This is a genomic window from Bradyrhizobium sp. Bra78, from assembly GCF_024519855.1.
GTDB classification, from domain to species: Bacteria; Pseudomonadota; Alphaproteobacteria; order Rhizobiales; family Xanthobacteraceae; genus Bradyrhizobium; species Bradyrhizobium japonicum_G.
In genome coordinates, this window is record NZ_JALJRE010000016.1 from 96812 (window position 1) to 113148 (window position 16337).

The window sequence follows — 16337 nt, forward strand, 5'->3', positions numbered from 1 at the left end:
TTTTGTCGTTTCTTAACCCGGCGGCTTGCCGGGCATCTCTGCACGCGGCCGCGGCCGAGGACGCCGCGGATGGTCGTTGATCTCGGGCGCGAGGATCACCGGCGGCGGATCGACCGGCACATCCATCTGCGGCGGCAGCGGCGCGGATGACGCGCCCCAGCTCTGGTGATAGCTCTCGGCGGGCTTGGGCAATTTGCGCTTCGCGGGCGGCTCGACCTCGAGCCGGCCATAGCCGGGCCGAAGGCCCATGGTCGGATAATAATGGCCGACGTCCGTGGGCTGCCGCTCCTCGATATAGCGCCCGCCATAGATCGTCGGCTGCACCTGAACGTTCTTCCCCAGGCCCCAAGTCCCCTCGATCACGGCATAGGACGCGTCGATGTTGTTGATGATGATGGGCACACCCGGGCGGCCGGGAACGACGATATCGAAGCCGCCGCCGGCAAACGCCGTCGCTGGCAGTCCGATCACAAAGGCAGCAAGCGCCAGAGCGCGCATGAGAGGATCCCGGTTATCCGGCGACAACCTACCCGACCGCGACGCAGAGAGGGTTAAGGCCTGCTCACCAAATGCCGGTAAGCCTAATGCGCAAGGATCGCACGCCGCTCAAATGCTGCAAAGCGAACTAGCGAAGCATTAACACCGCCGGACTCTCTCGCCGGAACAATGCCGCGTGCTCACATCCGTTTGACCATCCAGCAGTGGAAATCAGCGGGTTTCACCGGAACGTCCGCGGCCCCCGGTATTTAGCCCCCGTCAACAAAACGGGAGCCAGACAACATGAACATCAAACTTCTCGGAGCCACGGCGATTGCGGCGACCATGCTGGCAGGCGCTGCCATGGCGCAGACGGTGACCACCAATCCCGGCCGCTGCGTGGCGCAATCTCCCAACGCCAATTGCCAGAACGCCGGGCCGGGAAATCCGTATGCCGATAGCGGCTATCGCCATCGCCGGGTGTCCTATCGCCAGACCAATGGTGACTGGGATAACGACTGGAACAGGAGCCGCACCGGCTTCTGGCCGACCGACGTCGCAGCCGGCGTGGCCGGCGCCGCAATCGGAACGGCGGGCGCGATCGCAACCGCTCCATTCCGCGGCTGGGACAACAGCTACGCCTATGACAATTCGTGGGATAATCGCGGCTGGGACAATCGGGGGTGGGACAATCGCACCTACGCCCAGCGCAACGGCTTCGTCTGCACGCCCGGCACCTGGTTCAAGGGCGCAGACGGCCGCCGACACATCTGCCAGTAAGGCGATTTGAACCGAGCGCAACAGATCAGGCGGCCCTCGGGGCCGCCTGATTCTTGTCTATGAGAAGGACCGCGGGTTCTGGCACTTTCCAATCAAGTCTGGTATTGCGGCGCGCACGGGCGGACAGCCCCCGGCGGACGCCGGTCCCTGCCCGCTCCTCCAAGCCTCGCCGGCTTAGCTCAGCGGTAGAGCAGCGGTTTTGTAAACCGAAGGTCGGGGGTTCAATCCCCTCAGCCGGCACCAGCTTTGACCCGCAACGCTCATTCCGATGTCTTCGGCGCGCTGCTTTGCTGGAGATGCAGAGCGCCGGTGATCTCCACCCAGACATGTTTCGACTGTTCGAAAACCGATCGCATGGGAGCCGGATAGTTCGGAGCCGCGATCGCGCCGACCGCAACGCCGATCATCGCTGGCAGATTATCGGCCTTCCAATAGACTGTTGAACCACAGTCGGGACAAAAATAGTTGCGAACCTTGCCGCCGCTTGCGGCTGTACGGACGTATTCCTTCGGCGTTCCCGAGATCGTGACGGCCTCCATCGGATAGAAGGCGCCGACACCGAACGGCGCACCTGTTCGTCGCTGGCAGTCAATGCAATGGCAGGCAACGACGAGGCTTGATGGCCCCGGAAGCGACAGCGCAAGAGCGCCGCAATTGCATCGGGCGTCGATCATCGAAACTCCTTCCTCGTTCGTTGGCCGACGGGTGCTTCAGCCCGGATGGAGCGGAGCGCAAATCCGGGACGGTGTTCGCCCTCACTCCTTCCCCACCTCGAACGCCAGCAGCACATTGCCGGCAACACCGCTCCACTGGCCGTAGCCGGAATTGGTGTAGAGCATGCCGCCAGCGATGATCGGCCCGGGGCCGTCGATCGCGCCGCCGTGAGCGGGGACGCCGTTCACAGCCGTATAGTCTCGCGCGGTATCGAACTCCCACAGCAGCTTGCCGTCGGCAGTGGCGTAGGCGCGCAGGAAGCCGCTGACGCCGCCGGAGAACACGACACCGGGGATCAGGCTTACCGCCGCCGACAGCGCGGGGCTGCATTGGAGACGATCGCCGCAGGCGACGGGAGACACTTCCATCGCAATTTTCCCGCTGGCGAGATCGACGCCGAACAGGCCGCCACCTTGTGTAGAATCCAGTTGCCGCGTGCCGTCGCGCAGGAAACGCACGTCGGAGTTCGCGACATAGATGCGGTCCTGGTCGGCGGCCGAGCCCCATTCGCTGCCGCCGAGCGCACCGCCCTTCCCGATCCGCGTCTGCCACAGGATCTTGCCGCCATCGTCAGGGTCGAGCGCATGCACGACACCGGACTTCTGCGCGATGGCAAGAACTCGCCTGTCGTCGCGCAAGGTCACGAGGATCGGCGACTGGCCGAAATCGTGATCGGGCCCGTGATCCTCAGGACAATTGGTCTTGTCCGCGGCATAGCACGCCACGATGAAGGCGTCCTTCGGGGTCGCCTGCTGCTTCCAGAGCAGCTTTCCGGTCGCAAGCTCGAACGCGAGGATCGCATCGGCGGTTGCGGCCGGCGGATTCGAGTAGGAATTGCTGGTCGCGACGTAGACGGCGTTGCGCTTCGGATCGATCGTCGGTGCCGACCATACCGCGGCGCCGGACGGGCCGAACAGCTGCGTGCCTCTGGTATTCTTGCCGGTCGGATGCGGCACCTCGGGGATCGTGTAGGCCTGCCACACCAGCTTGCCGGTCACGGCCTCCAGCGCCACCACGCTGCCGCGGAAGGTGCAGCATTCGTAACTGGCTTGCGAGCCGGCGGCCTCCTCGAGCGAGGACACCGGCACGTAGAGCACGCCGGAGTGCAGCGTCGGCGCGCCGGTGATGCGCGCGGCCGGATGCTCCTCGACCTTCGTCTTCCAGATCAGCGCGCCGGTCAGCGCGTTCACGGCATAGGCATTGGCGCGCAAATCGCCGAAGAAGATCGCGAACTGATCGGTGCCGGGAACCGGCGCGAAGCTGATCGCGGCGCGCACCGCGGCATCGGTCGCCAACGTCCACAGCGTGCAGCCGCTTCGCGCGTCAAGCGCGTGCACCTTGCGGTCAGTGCCGCCGATGAACAGCAGGCCGCCGACGATGGTCGGCGGCGCAAAGGACACCGAGGCGCCGGGAAAGGCGTAAGCCCATTTCAGCCGCAGACGCGGCACCTCTTCCGCGGTCAACCCGGCCATGTCGGACGGCTGGAAGCGGCTGTTGGCAGCATCGACGCCCCATCCGTTCCAGCGTGGACCATCGAGCGGTTGCGGAAAGAAGCTGACCTGCTGCGTGCAGCGTCCTGCCGCGTCGGCTGCGACGCCGCCGGTCGCGGCCTTGCCGGTCACGAAGGCAGCAATCGCGCGGCGTTCCTCGTCGCTGCGCTCCTTCACCATCGCCGCCATGCCGCCGGAGGTCAGTGTCCCCAGCACGTGATCGAACGACATCGCCTGCATGGCACTGCGGGTCGGCACACGGCTTTGGGCATCACCGCCATCGTGACATTGGGCGCAATGGCTTGCGTAGAGCGCGCCGCCGTCCTGCTGCGCCAGTGCCGGCGCGCAGCACCAGATCAGCATGGCCACGACCACAACACTCGGTCTCATGGTGTGCTCCGGAATCGTCACGGCAACGCGAGACGGCTTGATGCAATCCAAAGTGTAGCGCAGCGGCGATCGCCGAAGCAACGGAGGCTCCGCCTGCGTCCGTCACATCCCCGTGGCAATGCGGACGCGATCGGGCAATTCATCGAGCCGCCAAAGCCCGAGGCTCTTGTCGCGCCAACCGCCGCCGCCCTCCTCGCACCCCTCATTGATCAGTTCGCGCGGCACCGGCCAGTTGAACGGCGCCGTCTCCATGTTCAAGGCACGCCAGTCGCCGTCCTCGCAATCGCGATTGCCGGTCCATTCGGGAAACGTCGTGACCAGCAGGAAGCGCGCGCCGCTCGCACGAAAATTCGTGATGGCGCGGGCAATGTTGTCGAAGCTCAGATGAACCAGGCAGTCACGGCACAGGATCAAATCGGCAGTCGGCAGCTCATCACGCGTGATGTCGGCGACGCGGAAGCGGCCGGCCAGTTCGCCCCGCGCCGTGCGCTCGCGATTGGCCTCGATCAGCGACGGCACGATGTCGATGCCGGTGTAGTCGAGATCGAGCTTCAGGCGGCCGATCCAGCCCGCATCGCCGCAGGGCGCATCGAGCAGCGAGCGCGCGCCGAGCCGTTGCAGCAGTGCGGGAAGCGCCTCGCCGATCGCGGCGGTCGCGCAGTCCTCCGAGCCGAGGCCCGACACAGAAGTGGCCGCGCCCCACAGGTTTGTCCGCTCGATCCGCTCGAACCGCGCGGCGAGATCGAGGCCCGCGAAATTGTCGCGGTCGGCGACGAACCGCTCATGGGCAAGCACGGGTGGACGATTGGCGGTCATTGGACAGGACGCGAGTCGAAATTCCGGCGCAGCCGCACTATACAGGCAAAGCGAGCTGTCCGAAATCGTCCGAAGCGAACTCGCTCAAATCACCCGTCTCGTCCGGACCACATGCGCCCCACCACAACAAAAGAAAAGGCCAGGATCGCCGCTGGCGCGGCGACGGCCATCATCATGACGGCCGTGCTGCTCGTCATCGCGCTTGCATTTCTGCTGGCGCGGTAGCTATTGCCGGCGCAACGGATGGCCGCCGCCGCGCAGACTACGCGGCGCGCACCGTGCGGAGGAATTTTCCAACTTCGTCCTTCAGCCGGTTGCTGTCGGTCGCCAGCATCTTGGCGGTGGAAAGCACCTGCGAGGAGGCCGAGCCGGTCTCGGCCGCGCCGCGCTGCACGTCGGTGATGTTGGTGGAGACCTGCTGGGTGCCGTGCGCGGCCTGCTGCACGTTGCGCGAGATCTCCTGGGTCGCAGCGCCCTGCTCCTCGACGGCCGCGGCGATGGTCGAGGACACCTCCGAAAGCCGCTCGATGGTCGCGGAGATGTCGCGGATCGCGTTGACGGATTCCTGGGTTGCGGTCTGGATGCCGGAAATCTGCTGGCTGATCTCGCCGGTCGCCTTCGCGGTCTGCTCGGCCAGCGTCTTCACCTCGGAGGCGACGACCGCAAAACCGCGGCCGGCCTCGCCGGCACGTGCCGCCTCGATCGTGGCATTGAGCGCCAGAAGGTTGGTCTGGCCGGCAATGGTGTTGATCAGCTCGACGACGTCGCCGATGCGCGTCGCCGCGACCGAGAGCTCGCTGACGCGCTCCGTCGTCGTGCGGGCCTGGGTGACGGCTTCGCCCGCCATCCGCGCGGATTCCTGCACCTGCCGGCTGATCTCGTTGACGGAGGAGGACAGCTCTTCCGTGGCGGTCGCAACCGACTGCACGTTGCCGGTGGCTTCACCCGAGGCGAGCGCGACGACCGAGGTCAGATCCTGCGCGCGCTGCGCCGTGGTGGCCAGTGTCGAGGACGATGCCTCGAGCTCGGTGGACGCCGAGCCCACCGTCTCGATGATCTCGCCGACCGCGCGCTCAAAGCCGTCGGCAAGGTCGACCATGTCGCGCTTGCGCTGCTCGGCGGCCTGTTTCTCAACTTCGACCTGCGCGGCCTTGAGGCGCTCGACCTCGAGTCCGTTGGTCTTGAAGATTTCGACCGTCCTGGCCATGTCGCCGATCTCGTCGCCGCGGCCCTTCTCGGGCACCTCGGTCTTGAGATCGTTGCGGGCGAGCCCCTCCATGGCAAGCTTGAGCCGGGCGATCGGCTGCGACATCGCCTTGAGGCCGATGAACAGTGCAATCGCGATGCCGACGATCAGGCCACCGGCGCTGACGCCCATCACGGTCGAGGTCGCGGATTTGGCGTCGCGCTCGATAGCTTCCTTGCGCTTGGCGACCGCTTTGGCGGTCTCGCCCGTAAACTTGACGATGCGCGCCAAGGCCGCGTCGATCAACGGATCGCACTCCTTGTGCGCCCGGGCGGCGGCCTTTGCGTTCTCTTCCGGGTTGCTCGCTTGCGAGCCGGCCTGGAGCACCGGGTCGCAACCGCTGAACACACCCTTGAGCTGGTCGCCGATGCCCTTGATGTCGCTTGCGCGTGCCGGATCGTCCTGCTCCGCTGCGGCCAGGAATTGACTGATCTCGTCACGATTCTGGGCCGCGGTCTTGAGGCGGTTGGCGTTGCCCGCCTCCGTCGCCTCGGTGAAGACCGCATAGAGCGCGGCATGATAGGTCTCGGCACGGCGCTGGGCCCGCGTCAGGTTGAGCGCCGAGGATTGCAAGGCGGAGAGTTCGGCGAAGCCGTCGACGGTCGCGGAGAGTTGGCGCGTACCGAATGCGGCGACGGCGACGAGCGCGCATCCCATCACGGCCACGATCAGCGCGACCTTCCACACGATCTTCAGATTGTTCAAAAAGCTCATCACAGCCGTTCCGCCGACGCATAATCCCAGCAACGGGCATTGGAACCAGCGGACGTTAAGATTTGATGCCAAATGCCCCGGGTAGTCTTACGGAAAACTAACCAATTGGAGTTTTGGCGTAAGCTTTGCGTCAGCTTCAGCCTGTTTTCAGGGCGCAATCAGGCATCGGCGGCCGGAACCGGTCGCCGGCGTCGGCCGTTGTCGGCCCATGCTTATCAGGGAAGAAAACCGAAACATGTTTCTGCTGGCGACGGTGACGCTGTGCTGCGGCGCCTTGGCCGGCGCAGTTGCGCTGTTCGAACCGGCACCCGGGCCCGCTCCGGCAAGGCAGATGGCTGAGAGGGCGGCGACCGACGTGACCGCTCCGACGCCGGTTCGGGTGGTCGGGGCGCCGTTCGAGCCCAACCTCAATCCGCGAGAGCGGTAGCGCTCACCTCGGCGAGACTTCCGCGGCCTCATCGGGACGGCGTTGGGCGCGCGCCAATTCCTCCGCGAACGCGATCACCTCCGCCCGTTTGTCGGGCGACAGCAACAGGAACGCGCGGACGAGCCTCAGGCCCATCGCTTCGTCCGAATGGTCCGCTTTGGCATCCATCCCCCACTGTCGGGCGGGCGGGAAAAATATGCAATCCCCACCGGACATCTTCTTGATTTGGCCGGCCGGCTTTGCTGGAATAGCCACAGCAAAGGTGCACCAATGAAGTGGATCAGGGAACGCGACGAGCTGATCGCGCAGACGATGGCTTTCGTCCAATCGGTAACCGGCAAAAAGGATGACCTCCATCCGCTGGGGATCCCGACGGCTGCACCCGCCGCGCCGGTGGAGATCGTCTCCGCCAGGTCCGTCGATGCCAAGTCCGTCGATACGAAGTCCGTCGACGAGTCCGAGCGGCCCGCTCCGCCGCCGCAGCCCTCGCTTCTCCCACCGCCGCGCGCGGGCTACGACTTCCGAACCGAGATGCAGGCCCGCATCGCCAATTTCCGCAAGCATCAGGAACGGTTCGAGCGCGAGCGCGAGGAATATTGCGCGGCCACCCTGACCAAGCTGCGCGCCGCCATCCTAGATGTCTCGCCCGGCCCGCCGGCCGAAAAGTAGAGCCGGACCGCCCGCCAGGGCCTACAGCCAGGACCACACCAGCCAGAGATTGGCCGCGCAGGCACCTAACAGCGCCAGCGTCAACGGCAGGAGCATGTGCCCGCAGGAGGTTTTCAGGTCGCTCGTCATGGCCGAAAACATCCGCTGATTCCGCCAAATGAGTCCCGGGGATTCTTTTTTTCGGGATTCAGGAGTCGTTAAGGACTCATAACCCACGCACTCCTGATCACGGCCGCGTGATCGGTCCGCCGGCCGGAACCCCAAGCCCTTTGAAGTCGTTAAGGGGCTTTCCGGGAGCGGGAAGAATGCCCTACGCCCTGTTCTGCAACGACGCCCAGATCAGCAAGGCCTATCCAAGCGAGTCCGACGTCTGGAAGATCGCGCAACGGAGCGGTCTGGTCGTGGACGTCATCGCCGACGACGACCGCGCCGGGCCACGCCGGGTGCTCGACAATGATTATGAGATCAAGCCCTGCCGCGCCGCGCAGGGCGAGGACCCCGCCAAGAACAAGGCCGAGGCCGATCGCCAGTCCCGGATGGAGCTTGAGCTGAATTCGTAGGATCCGGCCCGAAGCCGGAAGTCAAAGCCGACGGGGGCTCAGGGCGTCGCGGTCGCCAGCGAGGCCTGCTCGCCCGCCAGGGCCACGCAGGCCTTCCGCCGGTGCAGCCCACGGATCGCGCCGGTGACCTTCAGCACCTTCCCGGAGGGACAAGAGGCGTCCTTGACGAAGGCCACCTCATAGGGTGCCAGCATCAGAGGCTCGATTTTGAGGATTGTTTGGGCAGAACACGGCAGAGAGACAAAGCACAAGACCACCACTGCCGACACCAAGATACGCATGTCCGTCGTCCCACCAGCCCGGTTCTCATATAACGCGTTCCGGAGCGCGAGTTCCGTAAGCGGCAAAAATTATTTTTGCTTTACCCAAGCTCCATGACGCGCGTGAGAAAGCGCGCGCCGGAACGTTTGCTTGCAAATGACGCGCCAGATGGTTCACGCAATGCAAACAGACGGCTGGCAAACCGGGCGGCAAGCCAACGGCCGGTGTGAGCCGGCCTTTGGCAGATCGTGGTCGCTGGCGACGCGTCAGTAGCGCGATGCTGCCGGACCGCCCCAGCCGAAGCGGTAGTTCACACCGACCTTGACGGTATGTTCGTCCTCCCGGCCGCGAACGCCGATGACATCGGGCGGACCGGAGGTGGAGGTGAAGGTCGTGCTGCCAAAGTTGTAGTACTGGTATTCGGCCTTGGCCGACCAGCTCGGCGCAAACATGTACTCGAGGCCGGCGCCAACGGTATACCCGTCCTTGCTGTTGCCCGTGGTGGTGAATGTCTGCGGCACGCCCGCGACGTTGACGCCCAGGCTGTTGTTGCGCCAGGCGTAACCGCCCTTGGCGTAGACCAGCGCCGGTCCCCAGGTGTAGCCGATGCGGCCGGTCACCGAACCGATCTGATCGGTGTTGGACGTTACCTGCGTACCCAGCGGGAACGTGACGCCGTTGTTGTTGGTCGGCAGCCAGGAATACTGGGCCTCGATGCCCACCACCCAATTGGGCGCGAACTGATAGTCGAAGCCGCCCTGGACACCCCCCAGGAAGCGCGCGTCGCTCGACTGGAAGGTGCCGTCGCCGGCGAAGGCGCCGCCGACATGGCCGCCGATGTAGAAACCGGTCCAGTTGTAGATCACCTGAGGCGGCGTATAGGCCGGAGCCTTGGTGTAGGTGCGCGGCTGCATGTCGGCCGCTGCGGCCGGCGCCGCCAGCACAAGCAGGGCAGCTGCACCCAGCAAAATCGTTTTCATCATCATCCCCGTTCTTTCAATTACGACACTCAGGAAACAACGTGGCGTGAATTGGGTTGCTTCGCGGCGATGCCGGAACGTTGATCGTTCGTGACTGTGACGGAGCGGCAACAACGCGATTTTGTTCCATCACGTGGCCTTGTGCCGACTCATTTTGTCGTCCGCCCAAAACCTGCCGTAACAATTTGTCGCAAGGTCAAATCACCCCGTTCAAGGCTCGCCGAAATGTGATCCACGGCGCCGGCGGCCTCTGTCCTACCACCAGGCGATGAAGGCGGGCTTTGCGCTACCGCGTCATCTTTTCCAGTTCCGGAAAGGGTGCGTAAACCGCGCCCGCGCACTGCTCGCTCGTGCGATCGGCGACGCGGTCCGCCCGGCCGTTGACGAAGATGACCGCGCGCTCCCGCATGGCCTTGTAGGTGCCGTCAGTCTCGCGTGGCGTGAAGTGCAGGCAGCTGACGTAGAACTGCCGGCCGCCAACCTCGCGCAGCACCGGTTCGGCCATGCCGGCGTCCCGCACGCCGACGGGATTGTTCAGATAGCTGCGCATCAGGGCCAGCGTATCGCTGCGGAAATTGTCGGGGAACGGCTGTGGCCCGCCGGCCTGCGTCCCCTCCATCAGGGTTGGACGGTCCCCGTCGCTGCCGAAACATGCCGCGAGCGCCAACGGCAATACCAGGATCAATGCCAAGCTCACCGCACGTTTAGCCAATCGCCCCACCGGTCGCGCTCTCCGCTCAATCAGACTCGGAAGACGTTCTAGCCCCAAGGTTGCGGGAAGGGAATTCGCTCCTGCCGGCAGGGCTCGCGCACAACGCACCGGCCCGCCGCCGACGTCCGCTTTCGCACGGGCGCCGAGACGACGGGTCGGACCTGAATCCACACACGGCGGCGGGCAATGGGATGCCGCCGCGCGGGATCAGGCGTTAGCTGCGCTTCTCGACGGTCGCCGGCTTGGTCACGTCCGGCTGCGCCTTCGGCGACTTCTTGGCCGACAGATGCTTGTGGTGATGACGGTGCGCGCGCACGGTCTTGTGCTCGTCGGGCGTGACCGCGGCATTGGCGTTCATCGCCTTCGACTTGGTATCCACCTTGGCGTCAGCCTTGACGCCGGCGTCGGGTTTCGCGGCGGTGGTCGACATCTTGGCCTGGCTCTGGTCCGCCTTGATCACCGGCGCGGTCGTGGTGGTCTTGCCGGCCTCGGCGGCGAAGGCCGGAGCTGCGATCACGGAAACTGCGAGCAAGGCTGCGGAAATGGTCTTCAACATGGTTCGTCTCCTCTTGGAAGGATCTTGAGGCGGGCGCCCTCTCGCCTACCCTTCGATCGTAGGTCGGAGCCTAGAGGGCACGCACTGAACCCAATCTGAAGCCCGCAGCAGGCTTCCGTTCATCTGGATGACAAGTTTGTCATCCGCCCGCAGGGCGAATAGGCCGGGATGCCGGGAATGTTTTTGCCCGACGGGTGTTCCGGTCTTTGGGCAATCGTGTAGGATCGCCACGTTCCATACGGGAGAACTTAGATGCGCAAACTCTCAATGCTTCTTGTGCCGGGACTTGTCGCCGTGTCGTTGGCAGCGGCGCCGGTGCTGACCAGCGCTTATGCCGCGGGCAGCGACGAGCCCTCTTCGCCACCGAAATCCGATACCTCGACCAAGAAGGGCAAGAAGAAGAGCTCCTCCATCAGCGATCCCAAATTCCTCGCGGCCTATCGCACCGCCTACACCACGATCTACGACAGCCACGACTACACCGGCGCGATCAACCAGTTGAAGTCGCTCAAGCGTGACGACGTCGCCGACGTCGCCAATTTGATCGGCTACTCCTATCGCAAGCTCGGCGACTACCAGTCGTCGAAGGTCTATTACGAGCTGGCGCTGAAGGACGATCCGAACCACGTCCGCACCTGGCAGTATTACGGCCTCTGGCAGCTCGAGCAGGGCAACCGCGAACAGGCGCAATATCATCTGAACAAGATCGCCTCGCTCGCCGGCGCCGACAGCTCCGAGTATCGTTCGCTCGCCGCCGCGCTCGACAAGCCGACCGGTGCGACCCTCGTCTACTAGACGTCACATCTTCGAACGAAGCGAACGGGCACAACCTCGGGGTTGTGCCCGTTCTGCTTTCTCGGCTAGCCTCTCGCATCAATCTTCTCGCAAATTGGTGCGCAATGGACCCGTGGCTGCGATCCGCGATCGACTACATCGGCTCCTGGATCGAATTCCAGTTAACGACAATCCAGCAGCCGGGCGTCATCGTTGCATTCGCCCATCGCGGCGAGGTCGTCGCCGAGCATGCGTTCGGCCTCGCCAATCTCGACACCGGCGAGAAGCTCACCCCGCGCCACCGCTTCCGCATCGCTTCGCACTCCAAGAGCTTCACCGCCGCCGGAATCATGAAGCTGCGCGAGCAGCGCAAGCTCAGGCTCGACGACACGATCGGCCAATATGTCGGCGGCCTGCATCCTCGCGTCGCCGAGACGACGATGGCACAGGTGCTCTCGCACAGCGCGGGACTGACGCGTGACGGCGCCGATTCCGGCCAGTTCATCGACAGCCGTCCCTATCTCGACGCCAAGGAGCTGCTCGCAGAGCTGAAGCAACCCACCGCGATCGAGCCCGGTACGCGCTTCAAATACTCCAATCACGGTTTTGGCCTGATCGGCCTCGTGATTGAAGCGGTGACGAAAGAGCCCTACCCGGTCTGGATCAGACGCGAGATCATCGAGCCCGCAGGGCTTCGCGAGACCGAGCCGGACGCTCCGCTGCCCAAAGGCGCGGCTTTCGCGCGCGGCCACACGCGAAAAGTGCCGCTGGGAGAGCGATGCGTCATCCCCGGCGACAATCCCGCGCATGCCATGGCGTCAGCCGCGGGCTTCGTCGCCACCGCCGGCGACACGGCCCGCTTCTTCGCGCAGCTCGCCCCCAATGCGAAAAAGAGCGTGCTGTCGGTCGCGAGCCGCCGCGAGATGACGCGAAACCATTGGCGCATCCCGCAAACCTTCGAAGGCTATTACGGCCTTGGCGTCAACGCCGGCAAGACCGAGGGCTGGGATTGGTTCGGCCATGGCGGCGGCTTTCAGGGTTACATCTCCCGGACCTGCTCCATCCCGTCTTGCGAGCTCGCGATCAGCATCCTCAGCAACTCCATCGACGGCGCGGCGCCGTTCTGGATGGATGGCGCGATGCAGATCCTGCGCGTCTTCCAGAGCCGCGGCGCACCCGCCCGGCGCGTGCGCGACTGGACCGGACGCTGGTGGACGATCTGGGGCGCGAGCGACCTCGTGCCGATCGGCAACCGCGTGCTGGTCGCCAATCCCCAGTTCAACAATCCGTTCATGGATGCCGCCGAGATCGAGGTCACCGGCCGCGACACCGGCACGCTCGCCTGGGCCGCCGGCTACTCCAGCCACGGCGAGCCGGTGCGCCGCGTGCGCGACCAGCGCGGCAAGGTCAGCGACATCTGGATCGCCGGCGCCAATGTGAAGCCGGCCAAAGTCGTCGCGCGCGAGATCGCGCGGAGATATCCGCCGCGCAAGCGTCGGCCTACTCCCTGATCAGCGCCTCGACCTCGCTCCGGAACTCCTGCCGCGAACCGTCGCGCGAATAGAACATGTGGCCGCCGGGATAGACGACGAACTTGACCCGCTGGGTCGCGAAGGCCGGCAACTGGTCGAGCACGCGCTTCGATCCGAAATACGGCGTGGCAAGATCGAACAGACCGTGCGCGACCAGCACGTTCAGCTTCGCATCCGTCGCGAGGATCTGGCGCAGCTCGGAGACCGACTGCGGCGGGTTGATGCCGCGGCCGAAATCCCAGTGGCCTTCGACAGCGCCGTTCAGGACCTCGTAGGAGCCGTCCGGCCGCCAGTTGAGCTTGCGCGTCAGCAAATCGACCGCGGCACTCGTCAGCGGCGCCTGGAGCGCATCGCCCGAGGGATCGCCGAACCGCGAGCTGCTCGAATCCGGATAGGGGTCGTAGCCGCGCACCGAGGCGTCGTAGCGTCCAGTCACCTTGCCCTGCTTGCGGTCGAACTCGCGGCGGAATTCACCGACGTCGAAGCGGCCGGCAAGCCTGCGGCTCACCGCCTGGTCGATGCCGGTGAGCCCGGCGACCTTTTCAGCGAGGCGATTGGTGGCCTCCTTGTCGGCTTCGCCCTTGACGAGGTCGGCCAGGAATTCGCCGCGCGCGTAGGCCTCGACGTCGGCGAGATCGGCGCGCTTCACAGGTCCCGTGACCAGTCCTTTGGCTTCACGCGCGACCGCCACATAGCTCGGCAGCGTCGCGACATATTGCAGGAGGCTGGTGCCGGTGAACTCGCGGAAGTCCAGCAGTGGCGACACCAGGATCAATCCCCTGACACCGACGCCGTGCTGGATCTGCAACTGGCGCACCACTTTCGGCCCGCGAATGCCGCCGTAGCTTTCGCCCGCGACGTATTTCGGCGAGGTCAGCCGATCGTGCTTCTCCAGCCAGCGGCGGATCACCAGCGCGATCGAATTGACGTCGCCGTCGACGGAGTAGAACGATTTTCGCGCGTCTTCGCCGCTCGCGACGAAGCGGCTGTAACCGGTGCTGACGGGATCGATGAAGACGAGATCGGTGAAGTCGAGCCAGGTCTCCGCGTTCGGCTTCACCTCGGGCGAGGCCGACGGCGACAGAGCCTCGCCATCGAGCGGCAGCCGCCACGGACCCGCAGCGCCGAACTGGAGCCATGCCGAGGAGGCGCCAGGCCCGCCGTTGAACAGGAACGTCACCGGACGCGTCGCGCGGTCGGCGCCGTCGAGCTCATAGGACGTATAGGCGATGTCGGCGAGCGGCTCACCCTTGCCGTCAAACACGCGGATAGAGCCGGCAGTCGCAGCAAAGCTGAGGGTGCGGCCGGGCAGTTCGAGCGTCTGCTTCGTGGTCGAATCCGGGGGGAGACGATGCAGCTCGGCGGCCGACGATGAAGTCGGTGCCGCGTTTTGCGCGCCGCCGCCACGACCGCCCTTCTGTCCGGCTGAGGCGGCCGCCTCGGCGCGCGGCTGCGGCGGATCGTCCGCGTGCGCAAATCCCGCGAGGGCGAAAGCCAATACCGCCAGCACCAGGGTGGCGCGGCGGAGCATGCTCGTGACCATGTTCGTTCTCCCTGCCCGGCTGAGAGAACCGGTGCGGATCGCAAGGCTAGCGCAGAATTGCGACTGTTTGGGGGATCGCCGGTGCTGCGGCGCCCAGAGAGGCTCATCGGGCACAAATCGGCCCGGTTCTGCTCTTGAATCGGGATAGGCAGTCGCCCGTTTGCCTTGACCGGCGGTCATCCTCGACAATCGAGGCCCAGGTCGTATAGACGAGCGCGGCGGAACTTTCTCCAGCCAGCGGCCCTGCCCGGAAGCCATGACAAAGCCAGCGCGATACGACCGGATCGCCTTCGTCGCCAGCCCGAGCAGCGAGGCCCAAGCCGCCTTCGGCCAGCTCACCAGGGACTTCGGCAATTGCGACCCGAAGCAAGCCGACGTCGTCGTCGCGCTTGGCGGCGACGGGCTCATGCTCCAGACGCTGCACCAGAACATGCACTCGGGAAAGCCGATCTACGGCATGCACCGCGGCACCGTCGGCTTCCTGATGAACGAGTACTCGACGGTCGACCTTCGGGCCCGGCTCGAGGCGGCGCAGGAATCCGAAATCCACCCGCTCCTGATGCGCGCGACCGACGTCAACGACCGCGTCCATTTGCATCACGCCATCAACGAGGTCGCCCTGTTCCGGCAGACCTACCAGGCCGCGCGCCTGCGTATCCTGATCGACGAGCGCGAGCGCATGTCCGAGCTGATCGCCGACGGCATCATGGTGGCGACGCCGGCCGGCTCGACCGCCTACAATCTGTCGGCCCAGGGCCCGATCCTGCCGATCAACGCCGCTCTCCTGGCGCTGACACCGATCAGCGCCTTCCGGCCGCGCCGCTGGCGCGGCGCGCTGCTGCCGAACACCGCCTATGTCGTCATCGAGGTGCTGGAGGGCGACAAGCGGCCCGTGGCGGCGGTCGCCGACCACGACGAGGTGCGCGACGTCCGTCGCGTCGAGGTGCTGTCCGACAAGACCATCTCGATGCGCATGCTGTTCGACCCCGGTCACAGCCTGGAAGAGCGCATTCTGCGCGAGCAGTTCGGTTCCTGAGCGCCTGGCCAGGCGGCCAATCGCAACCCTTCATTAACTCCCGGCGAGATATGGTTAACGAAACTTGACCGCTTCGGCCCGGGCTCAATGTTCCGCATCGATTTCAACAAGCTGCGCTTCCTCGTCTGTGACGACAATCCGCACATGCGCCGCATCCTGCGGACGCTGCTGCATTCCTTCGGCGCGCGCGAAGTCTACGAGGCCGAGGACGGCGCGACCGCACTGGAAATGTACAGCCATTACGTGCCCGACATCGTCATCACCGACTGGGCGATGCCGATCTTCGACGGGCTCGAGCTCGCGCAGATGATCCGGCAGCCGGAATCCAAGGGCAATCCCTACGCGCCGATCATCATGCTGACCGGCCATTCCGAGAAGCGCCGCGTCACGGTAGCGCGCGATGCCGGCGTCACCGAATTCCTGGCCAAGCCGATTTCGGCCAAGGGACTCTACCAGCGCATCCTCAACGTGGTCGCCAGTCCCCGCCCCTTCATCAAGACCAAGACCTATTTCGGCCCGGATCGGCGCCGCAACACCAACTCCGCCTATATGGGCCCCGAGCGCCGCGTCGGCGAAAAGCACGAGGTGCTGCAGCAGCCCTCGCTGCTCGACAAGGCCCGCTCCTCCATCTAGCGCAACGTCTCTCACGATCGAGGCCGA

The 16337-nt window shown here is 65.2% G+C and carries 18 protein-coding genes and 1 tRNA gene; 9 read left to right on the forward strand and 10 right to left on the reverse strand.

The features are described from left to right. Positions 1-12: 12 nt before the first annotated feature. Complete coding sequence (locus OC450_RS29170; protein ID WP_211386877.1) at positions 13-498, reverse strand: hypothetical protein; 486 nt, start codon at positions 496-498, stop codon at positions 13-15. A 282-nt stretch (positions 499-780) separates the two neighbouring features. Here OC450_RS29170 and OC450_RS29175 point away from each other — a divergent pair, with 282 nt between their 5' ends. After that, entirely contained in the window at positions 781-1257 is a 477-nt protein-coding gene (locus tag OC450_RS29175; protein ID WP_262049149.1) for a hypothetical protein, read from the forward strand. Positions 1258-1425: 168 nt separating this feature from the next. Further along, a tRNA-Thr gene (locus OC450_RS29180) sits at positions 1426-1500 on the forward strand. 17 nt (positions 1501-1517) lie between these two features. Here the strand turns inward: OC450_RS29180 and OC450_RS29185 are convergent. From OC450_RS29185 to OC450_RS29200, 4 genes are all read right to left on the reverse strand, one after another. Next, on the reverse strand, positions 1518-1931 hold the full coding sequence (locus OC450_RS29185) for a GFA family protein (RefSeq protein ID WP_211386875.1): 414 nt from the start codon (positions 1929-1931) through the stop codon (positions 1518-1520). Positions 1932-2012: 81 nt separating this feature from the next. Next, a complete protein-coding gene (locus OC450_RS29190) occupies positions 2013-3851 on the reverse strand; it encodes a PQQ-binding-like beta-propeller repeat protein (protein WP_211386874.1) in 1839 nt (612 codons plus the stop codon). A gap of 102 nt (positions 3852-3953) precedes the next feature. Continuing rightward, a complete protein-coding gene (locus OC450_RS29195) occupies positions 3954-4667 on the reverse strand; it encodes a class I SAM-dependent methyltransferase (protein WP_211386873.1) in 714 nt (237 codons plus the stop codon). Between the two features lie 262 nt (positions 4668-4929). Then, positions 4930-6627 (reverse strand): methyl-accepting chemotaxis protein, encoded by a 1698-nt coding sequence (locus OC450_RS29200; RefSeq protein WP_262049150.1) that lies wholly within the window; start codon positions 6625-6627, stop codon positions 4930-4932. Positions 6628-6862: 235 nt separating this feature from the next. Here OC450_RS29200 and OC450_RS29205 point away from each other — a divergent pair, with 235 nt between their 5' ends. The 3 genes from OC450_RS29205 (at position 6863) to OC450_RS29215 (ending at position 8283) form a co-directional block, all read left to right on the forward strand. Beyond that, positions 6863-7054: a hypothetical protein gene (locus OC450_RS29205; RefSeq protein WP_262049151.1), complete on the forward strand. Its 192-nt coding sequence runs from the start codon at positions 6863-6865 to the stop codon at positions 7052-7054. Positions 7055-7324: 270 nt separating this feature from the next. Beyond that, positions 7325-7723 carry a hypothetical protein gene (locus OC450_RS29210; protein WP_262049177.1) on the forward strand — a complete coding sequence of 133 codons (399 nt, stop codon included), beginning with the start codon at positions 7325-7327 and terminating at the stop codon, positions 7721-7723. Positions 7724-8028: 305 nt separating this feature from the next. After that, positions 8029-8283: a hypothetical protein gene (locus tag OC450_RS29215; protein ID WP_256807808.1), complete on the forward strand. Its 255-nt coding sequence runs from the start codon at positions 8029-8031 to the stop codon at positions 8281-8283. 38 nt (positions 8284-8321) lie between these two features. Here OC450_RS29215 and OC450_RS34345 read toward each other — a convergent pair whose 3' ends face one another. From OC450_RS34345 to OC450_RS29235, 4 genes are all read right to left on the reverse strand, one after another. Next, positions 8322-8564: a DUF6719 family protein gene (locus tag OC450_RS34345; protein ID WP_211386869.1), complete on the reverse strand. Its 243-nt coding sequence runs from the start codon at positions 8562-8564 to the stop codon at positions 8322-8324. Between the two features lie 246 nt (positions 8565-8810). Next, on the reverse strand, positions 8811-9524 hold the full coding sequence (locus OC450_RS29225; RefSeq protein ID WP_211386868.1) for an outer membrane protein: 714 nt from the start codon (positions 9522-9524) through the stop codon (positions 8811-8813). A 286-nt stretch (positions 9525-9810) separates the two neighbouring features. Next, entirely contained in the window at positions 9811-10206 is a 396-nt protein-coding gene (locus tag OC450_RS29230; protein ID WP_211386934.1) for a hypothetical protein, read from the reverse strand. Between the two features lie 244 nt (positions 10207-10450). After that, positions 10451-10792, reverse strand: a complete 342-nt coding sequence (locus tag OC450_RS29235; RefSeq protein WP_211386867.1) for a His-rich protein BRANT — start codon at positions 10790-10792, stop codon at positions 10451-10453. A gap of 252 nt (positions 10793-11044) precedes the next feature. On the opposite strand from OC450_RS29235, the gene OC450_RS29240 reads away from it, so the two are divergent. Both OC450_RS29240 and OC450_RS29245 read left to right on the forward strand, forming a co-directional pair. Beyond that, on the forward strand, positions 11045-11587 hold the full coding sequence (locus OC450_RS29240) for a tetratricopeptide repeat protein (RefSeq protein WP_211386866.1): 543 nt from the start codon (positions 11045-11047) through the stop codon (positions 11585-11587). A 104-nt stretch (positions 11588-11691) separates the two neighbouring features. After that, positions 11692-13077, forward strand: a complete 1386-nt coding sequence (locus OC450_RS29245) for a serine hydrolase domain-containing protein (RefSeq protein ID WP_262049152.1) — start codon at positions 11692-11694, stop codon at positions 13075-13077. On the opposite strand, the gene OC450_RS29250 is transcribed toward OC450_RS29245, so the two are convergent. Further along, on the reverse strand, positions 13067-14641 hold the full coding sequence (locus OC450_RS29250) for a S10 family peptidase (RefSeq protein ID WP_262049153.1): 1575 nt from the start codon (positions 14639-14641) through the stop codon (positions 13067-13069). The genes OC450_RS29245 and OC450_RS29250 overlap by 11 nt on opposite strands. A 256-nt stretch (positions 14642-14897) precedes the next feature. Between OC450_RS29250 and OC450_RS29255 the strand changes: the two genes are divergently transcribed. Together OC450_RS29255 and OC450_RS29260 are read left to right on the forward strand one after the other, a co-directional pair. Then, positions 14898-15677, forward strand: a complete 780-nt coding sequence (locus OC450_RS29255) for an NAD kinase (RefSeq protein WP_211386863.1) — start codon at positions 14898-14900, stop codon at positions 15675-15677. 87 nt (positions 15678-15764) lie between these two features. After that, positions 15765-16310, forward strand: a complete 546-nt coding sequence (locus tag OC450_RS29260) for a response regulator (RefSeq protein WP_008133731.1) — start codon at positions 15765-15767, stop codon at positions 16308-16310. Positions 16311-16337 lie beyond the last annotated feature (27 nt).